Source organism: Shewanella sp. (assembly GCF_013214165.1).
Taxonomy (GTDB): Bacteria; Pseudomonadota; Gammaproteobacteria; order Enterobacterales; family Shewanellaceae; genus Shewanella.
This window is the reverse complement of record NZ_JABSSM010000057.1, coordinates 20700-27303: the sequence shown is the minus strand read 5'-3', so window position 1 is coordinate 27303 and position 6604 is coordinate 20700. Positions and strand designations below refer to the sequence as shown.

At 51.4% G+C, this 6604-nt stretch carries 4 protein-coding genes; 2 read left to right on the top strand and 2 right to left on the bottom strand.

Going from position 1 to position 6604, the window contains the following annotated elements; genetic code table 11:
* Nucleotides 1–35: 35 nt before the first annotated feature.
* Nucleotides 36–749 (top strand): response regulator transcription factor, encoded by a 714-nt coding sequence (locus tag HRU42_RS15205; RefSeq protein ID WP_295032178.1) that lies wholly within the window; start codon nucleotides 36–38, stop codon nucleotides 747–749.
* A complete protein-coding gene (locus HRU42_RS15200; protein WP_295032180.1) occupies nucleotides 739–2136 on the top strand; it encodes an ATP-binding protein in 1398 nt (465 codons plus the stop codon). Before HRU42_RS15205 ends, HRU42_RS15200 begins: the two co-directional genes overlap by 11 nt.
* 72 nt (nucleotides 2137–2208) lie before the next feature.
* Here HRU42_RS15200 and HRU42_RS15195 read toward each other — a convergent pair whose 3' ends face one another.
* The gene (locus tag HRU42_RS15195) at nucleotides 2209–5304 is read right to left on the bottom strand and encodes a multidrug efflux RND transporter permease subunit (RefSeq protein ID WP_295032176.1); all 3096 of its coding nucleotides are present in this window, start codon (nucleotides 5302–5304) and stop codon (nucleotides 2209–2211) included.
* Complete coding sequence (locus HRU42_RS15190) at nucleotides 5304–6413, bottom strand: efflux RND transporter periplasmic adaptor subunit (RefSeq protein ID WP_295032175.1); 1110 nt, start codon at nucleotides 6411–6413, stop codon at nucleotides 5304–5306. The genes HRU42_RS15195 and HRU42_RS15190 overlap by 1 nt, the downstream gene beginning before the upstream one ends.
* Between the last annotated feature and the right edge of the window lie 191 nt (nucleotides 6414–6604).

Below are 6604 nucleotides of genomic sequence, written 5' to 3'. Positions count from 1 at the left end.
AGCGATAACGCCAAGTGCATACCAGAGGTGACACCATGCGAATACTGTTAGTTGAAGATGACTTAGCGCTACAGACTAATCTGAAGCAGCACTTGCTCGATGCTAACTTCACCCTGGATATAGCCAGTGATGGAGAAGACGGTTTGTTTCAGGGAAGCGAGCATAACTATGATGCCGGCATCGTAGATGTCGGCTTGCCTAAGCTCAACGGTATCGAACTTATCACCAGGCTCAGAGCGCTAGAGATAGACTTTCCCATCTTGATCTTGACCGCCCGTGACAGCTGGCAAGACAAGGTGGCGGGCCTAGATGCCGGCGCCGATGATTACCTGACGAAACCTTTCCACCCTGAAGAGCTGATAGCCCGTCTCAATGCCTTGATCCGTCGCTCGGCAGGGAAATCTAGTCCCTTGATCTACAATGGACCTTTTAGCATCAACACCAGCACATTAGAGGTTAAAAAGTCCGGTAAATTGATGAGTTTAAGCAGTTCGGAATACAAGCTTTTCGAGTTTTTCATGCTGCACCTGGGGGAAGTTAAGTCTAAGACTGTGCTGATTGAGCATATCTACGATCAGGACTTCGACCTAGACTCCAACGTCATAGAGGTCTTTATTCGCCGCTTGCGCAAGAAGCTAGATCCTGACAACCAGCTGGGACTGATAGAAACATTGAGGGGACAAGGTTATCGTTTGATGCCACTGGCTCCCTGCGAGCAAACCACCCAAGATGAGCCAGATGCTAAGTAAGCTGTCGAGTCTGATGAATTCACTCAAGGCGCGCCTGATTATCAGCGCGCTCTTGCTGATCCTTATCTTACTGCCCCTGATTGGTTTCACCCTCAACGATGCATTCAAGCAGCAAGTCTCGACATCGGCCAAGAATGAATTGAAAGCCTACCTTTATTCGATTTTAGCCGTGACCGAGGTAGACAAGGGCCAACTCATGATGCCCGCAGCCCTCGCTGAGAATCAATTCAATGTGATTCAATCGGGCCTGTTTGCACTCATCTCAACCCCAATTAACGACACACACTCATCTGATGTCATATGGCAATCCAACTCGTTCCTTGGCCTGCTCTTGCCCACGAGCCTGCCACAACCTGAGCTGGGAAAAAGTAAATTTAAGCAGATAGAGCTTGAGGGTAAGCCGCACATTATCTACAGCTATAGCGTCAGTTTCGAGCGTAAAACCTTATCCAAAGATGGACTGAGTGTGGAGAATATCGCCTTCCCGCTCACGGTTCACATCATTAAGGATCAGCTCGATTATCAGGCTCAAATCGATCTATTCAGTCAACATCTTTGGAGCTGGTTACTGATCTTGATGGTTTTCCTTATCTTGGTTCAGCTGGCTTGGCTACTGTGGACCCTCAAGCCCTTGGCCCAATTTAAGCGAGAACTTAAGCTGATTGAGCAAGGCAAGGCCATGCAGATCAAGGCAAGGTATCCCAATGAACTGCAGGCTGTCGCGCAACAACTCAACACCCTGCTCAATACTGAGCAGCGTCAGAGAACGCGTTACCGCAATGCCCTATCGGATCTAGCCCATAGCCTAAAGACCCCACTGGCTGTGATTCAAAGCCAGAAGGATCTGAGTAAGAGTTCCTTCGATCAGACCGCTATCATTAGCCGCATCATAAGTCATCAACTCAAACGGGCACAAACTGCAGCAGGCGCCTCCTGGCACTTAGGTGTTAATGTCATGTCGGTGTCAGATAAGTTGGTGAGAACCTTACCCAAAATATATCGTGAGCCGCAGATAGAGATAACGTCGAATGTCGATAAGCAATGTATTTTCAAGGGGGACGAGGCCGATTTAACCGAAATACTGGGCAACGTGCTCGACAATGCCTGTAAGGCCGCCAAGCGTCGAGTTCATCTGACAGTCTGCATGGCAGGCAGCAGACTCACCATAGACATAGAAGATGATGGCCCGGGAGTATCACCCGCACTGGAGAGTGAAATCTTCGAACGCGGCATGCGCGCCGACTCCTACCAACAGGGAAACGGCATCGGCCTGGCCATAGTTCGTGATCTTGTCGACAGTTATCAGGGCCAGCTTTCGGTGTCTCGCTCAGAGGCGCTGGGCGGCGCAAAGTTCAGCCTGAACTTTAGCGAGTCACAGCTTGTTTAATTGACTAAAAAGCCCTGCTAATGGCTATTAGCAGGGCTTTCATCTTCTTATTCCACTGTCGTGGTTATTTGTCTATAACTTCTGCGCTGCCAGCTCTTCTTCTAGCTGGGCCGCGACAAAACCCGGTGAATTCGTCTTACCAGACAGCAGACGATACATGGCGGGGATCACCAACAGGGTCACGAACGTGGCAAATGCCATCCCGAAGAAGACCACAGTCCCCACCGCGATACGACTCTCGGCGCCAGCGCCCGTTGACATGATCAAGGGAACGGCGCCGACTAATGTCGTGAACGCCGTCATCAAGATAGGTCGCAGACGACGCGCCGAGGCATCGATAATCGCCTGCTCAATCTCCAAGCCCTTGTCACGCAGCTGGTTGGCAAACTCCACGATCAAGATACCGTTCTTGGTCACCATGCCGATCAGCATGATCATGCCAATCTGGCTGTAAATATTCAGCCCTTGGCCGGTCAGGAAGAGGCCGAGGAAGCCGCCGAATAGCCCCATAGGTACAGTAAACATCACCACCATGGGATTAATAAAACTCTCGAACTGAGCGGCTAAGACCAGATAGGCCACCAGCAAAGCTAGGCCGAATACCAGCAATACGCTACTCTGATTCTCCTTGAAATCTTTCGACTCACCGGTATAACTCACCGTAATATCGCTAGGCAAGATCTCTATCGCCTTGGCATCGAGAAAGTCTAAGGCCTGGCCTAAGGTATAGCCTTCACCTAAGCTAGCCTGCAGGGTTATCGATTTCTGCTTATTGGTGTGACTCAGCTTATGGGCCGAGGCGATTTCCTCGACGCTGGTTATCGAATCTAGGGTGATTAATTCTCCCTTGCTCGAGCGCATATAAATCTGACTCAAGTCCGCCATGTTATTGAAACTATTTTCATCGCCTCTGAGGTAAACATCGTATTCTTCGCCACGGTCAACAAACGTCGTCTCGCGGCGCCCTCCGAGTATCACCTCTAGCGTATCGGAGACATCCGCAATACTGATCCCAAGCTCGGCGGCGCGCTGCCTGTCGACACTCACCACCAGCTCAGGAGTCGTCTCGGCGTAATCGAGATCGGCACCTTCCAGCATGGGGCTATTGATAGCCGCTTCCTTGAGGATCTCCGCCCACTTATACAGCTCGGCGTAATCAGAGCCACCGATCACAAACTGAACCGGCTCACTAGACTGGCCCCTAAATCCCGGTAACATTGGGTACACCATCACATCGGGGATCCCTTGCAGCGCCTCTGCAACTATGCTGAGCGCCTGCTGAGCATTGAGGTCCCTGTCTCCCCAGTCTTCGAGCTGCATGATCACGAAACCAGTCTGATCACCCGCCCGGCCACCGAATGCCGGTGCCTGCACACTGAAAGACTTGATCGCGCCCTGGCCTAAGAGCGGCATCAGCTTACTTTCGACTATGTCCATATTGGCGGTCATGCGGTTGTAACTGGTGCCTTCAGCCCCTTTCACGAAGGCGAATATCACCCCTCGGTCTTCCTGGGGCGCCAGCTGAGCCGGCACATTCTGTATCAAGACTCCGCTACCGACAATACACAGAACAATCACCACAGGCGCGGCGAGTCTACACTCGATCGCCTTAGCCACGGCGAGTCGGTAGCCATGCTCGAGTTGACTAAACTTGGCATCGACCCAGAGATTGAATCGATTGGGTTTAACATTGGCCTTGAGTATCTTGCTGGCTAGCACAGGTGTTAGGGTCAGCGCGACGATAGATGAGAAGATCACCGACATCGCCAGCATGACCGAGAACTCGGTGAACAAGCGCCCGACCATGCCCTCCATAAATGAGATTGGCAGAAAGACCATCACTAACACCACCGTGGTGGCGACCACGGCAAAACCCACTTCCCGTGTGCCCTTATAGGCTGCCACCAAAGGTGACTCACCCTTCTCTATATGGTGGAAGATATTTTCTACCACCACGATGGCATCATCGACCACTAGGCCGATGGACAGGATCAAGGCCATCAGGGTGAGTAGGTTAATCGAGAAGCCAAAAAGATTGGCGGCGATAAATGCCGAGATGAGTGACACAGGCACGGTCACGGCTGGTATCAAGGTTGCCCTGGCCTGACCGATAAAAATATAGAGGATCAGCACGACGAGTCCACCGGTGATCAATAGTGTGTTATAGACCTCGGTAATGGAGCGGTCGATAAATACCGTCGAGTCATAGTCCACCACCAAATAGGTGCCTTCGGGCAAGAACTGCTGAATACGCTCAACTTCGAGACGTGCAGCCTGCGCCACTTCTAGTGGGTTAGCATCGGATTGGGCTATGATCCCCAAACTCAGGTTGGGTATCCCGTCACTCTTAAATGTGGAGTTTTCATTCTCGGCGCCGACGAAAACCGAGGCAACATCTTTAAGGTATACCGGCGTGCCGTCGCTGGCAGTACGAACCACCAGGTAATCGAAGTCATCCGGAGTATTGTACAGCCTAGCCGTTCTCACTGTCATCACTGTGGTGTCGTTTCTGACTTCCCCCCCAGGAGTTTCGACGTTTTCAGTCCTTAAGCTGGCTATGATATCGGCGGTGGTCACATGACGCCCGGCCATCAACTCAGGATTGAGCTGCACATACATCACCTTGTACAGGCCGCCTGAGATACTGACCGAGCTCACACCGGTTATCAGGCTGAACCTGTCTTCCAATACCCGCTGGGCATAGTCGGTCAGCTGGGTCCTGTCCATCACGGACGAACTAAGGTTGATATACACAGAAGGCTCACCCGAGCCATTATCTTTGGAGACTATGGGGTCATCGGCCTCGTCGGGCAAACGCCCCTGTCCGCGGGAAACCGCATCCCTGACATCACTCACTCCCTCGATAAGATCCCAGTCGAGATCGAAGGTGATGGTGATGCGCGACATGCCGTTGCGGGTTATAGAGGTTATCTCATCGATACCGCTGATCCCGGTGAGTTCATCCTCCAAGATGGTGGTAATTTGACTCTCCATGATCGTCGCCGAAGCACCGGGATAGGTGGTCATCACAGTCACAACCGGTTTTTCTACATCGGGCATTTCGCGCACGGCGAGTTTAGATAGTGACACGGCGCCAAACACACACAGTAGCAGGCTTAAGACGATGGCAACGACGGGACGTTTAACTGAGATATCAGAGATTAACATTAACTTCTGTCTCCCAGACTCTCGGCTAATTCATCAGCCGCTGTCTTAGACTCATCCGCGTTTGACAGGTCTTCCACCGTCAAGCCATCGCGCATATTGACCAGTCCTTGTACGACTATGCGTTCGCCAACCTGGAGTCCATCTGTGATAAGTACTTCATCTTGAATACGCGCCCCTAAGATCACTTGGGTACGTTGAGCACGGCTGTCTGCATCTATCACATACACGAATCGCTTGGTGCCAGAATATTCTATGGCTTGAACCGGGATCACCGGCTCGATCACTGACGGAAAACTAATACTGGCCGACATCATCATGCCGGGCTTGAGTCTATGATCTGCGTTGTCGAAATTGACCCGTACCCTGAGGTTCAAGGTTTCTGGATGAATACGCGGATCGATGGCAAATACGCGCCCGTTAAAGGAGCGTTCGGGCCAGGCTCGGTTGGTCGCAGTCACAGGCATGCCAACACTCAACATAGAAAGATAGTTCTCCGGCACCTGCAGGTCGACTCGCATGAATGCGAGATCATCGAGAGAGAGCAATTCGCTCCCCGCCGTCACCATGGCCCCCCGGCTGAAATCCAATAAGCCCGCGGTACCGGCGAAAGGTGCCAGTATATAATGGTAATCTAGCTCGGCCTGAGCCGATTCTAGTCTGGCGGTGGCGATATCCACACTGGCTTTTTGGGCATCAATTTCGGTCTGAGTGATCGCGTCACGTTCGATAAGCTTCAAATATTCTTTTAGCTTACGCTTCTCATCGTTCAGGTAAGCCTTCGCCTCCGACACACTAGCCTGAGCCTTAGCATCTTCGAGTTGGATCAGCAGCTGACCGGCTTGAACCTCTTGATTAGCGCTCACATGAATCGCATTCACCTTACCCGCCACCTCGGGGGAAATATAGACAGACTTATCCGCCTGCAACTTGCCGATTAAGGAGAGGGTCTGAGATAACATATGCTGTTCGACCACCCCAGTGATCACAGGCACTACACGGGGGGCACGTGCCGGTTTATCGTCAGATTTCTGCCCTCGCGTAAAACCTGCGAACAAAACAGCAACGACTAGGGTAATAATGAGGAAGAGCAGTAGCAGACTTTTTTTCATTGATGAGTTTTCTTTAATAATAACCAGCATGATGAATTACCGCTATTTTAAAGAATAATTAGCCTTCGCAGGGTAAAGCTGAGTAAAGGAGGCTGGAAACCTAGCATTTATGGCACAATATCTTGTAACAGAGCATGACTGGAAACAATTCAGCAACCGCAATAAAACCTTGCGCGCACAAATAACCACCA

Bases quoted from the DNA above. Each gene is read 5' to 3' on its own strand.
- HRU42_RS15205 (WP_295032178.1), top strand. From the start codon at position 36: ATGCGAATACTGTTAGTTGAAGATGACTTAGCGCTACAGACTAATCTG.
- HRU42_RS15200 (WP_295032180.1), top strand. From the start codon at position 739: ATGCTAAGTAAGCTGTCGAGTCTGATGAATTCACTCAAGGCGCGCCTG.
- HRU42_RS15195 (WP_295032176.1), bottom strand. From the start codon at position 5,304: ATGTTAATCTCTGATATCTCAGTTAAACGTCCCGTCGTTGCCATCGTC.
- HRU42_RS15190 (WP_295032175.1), bottom strand. From the start codon at position 6,413: ATGAAAAAAAGTCTGCTACTGCTCTTCCTCATTATTACCCTAGTCGTT.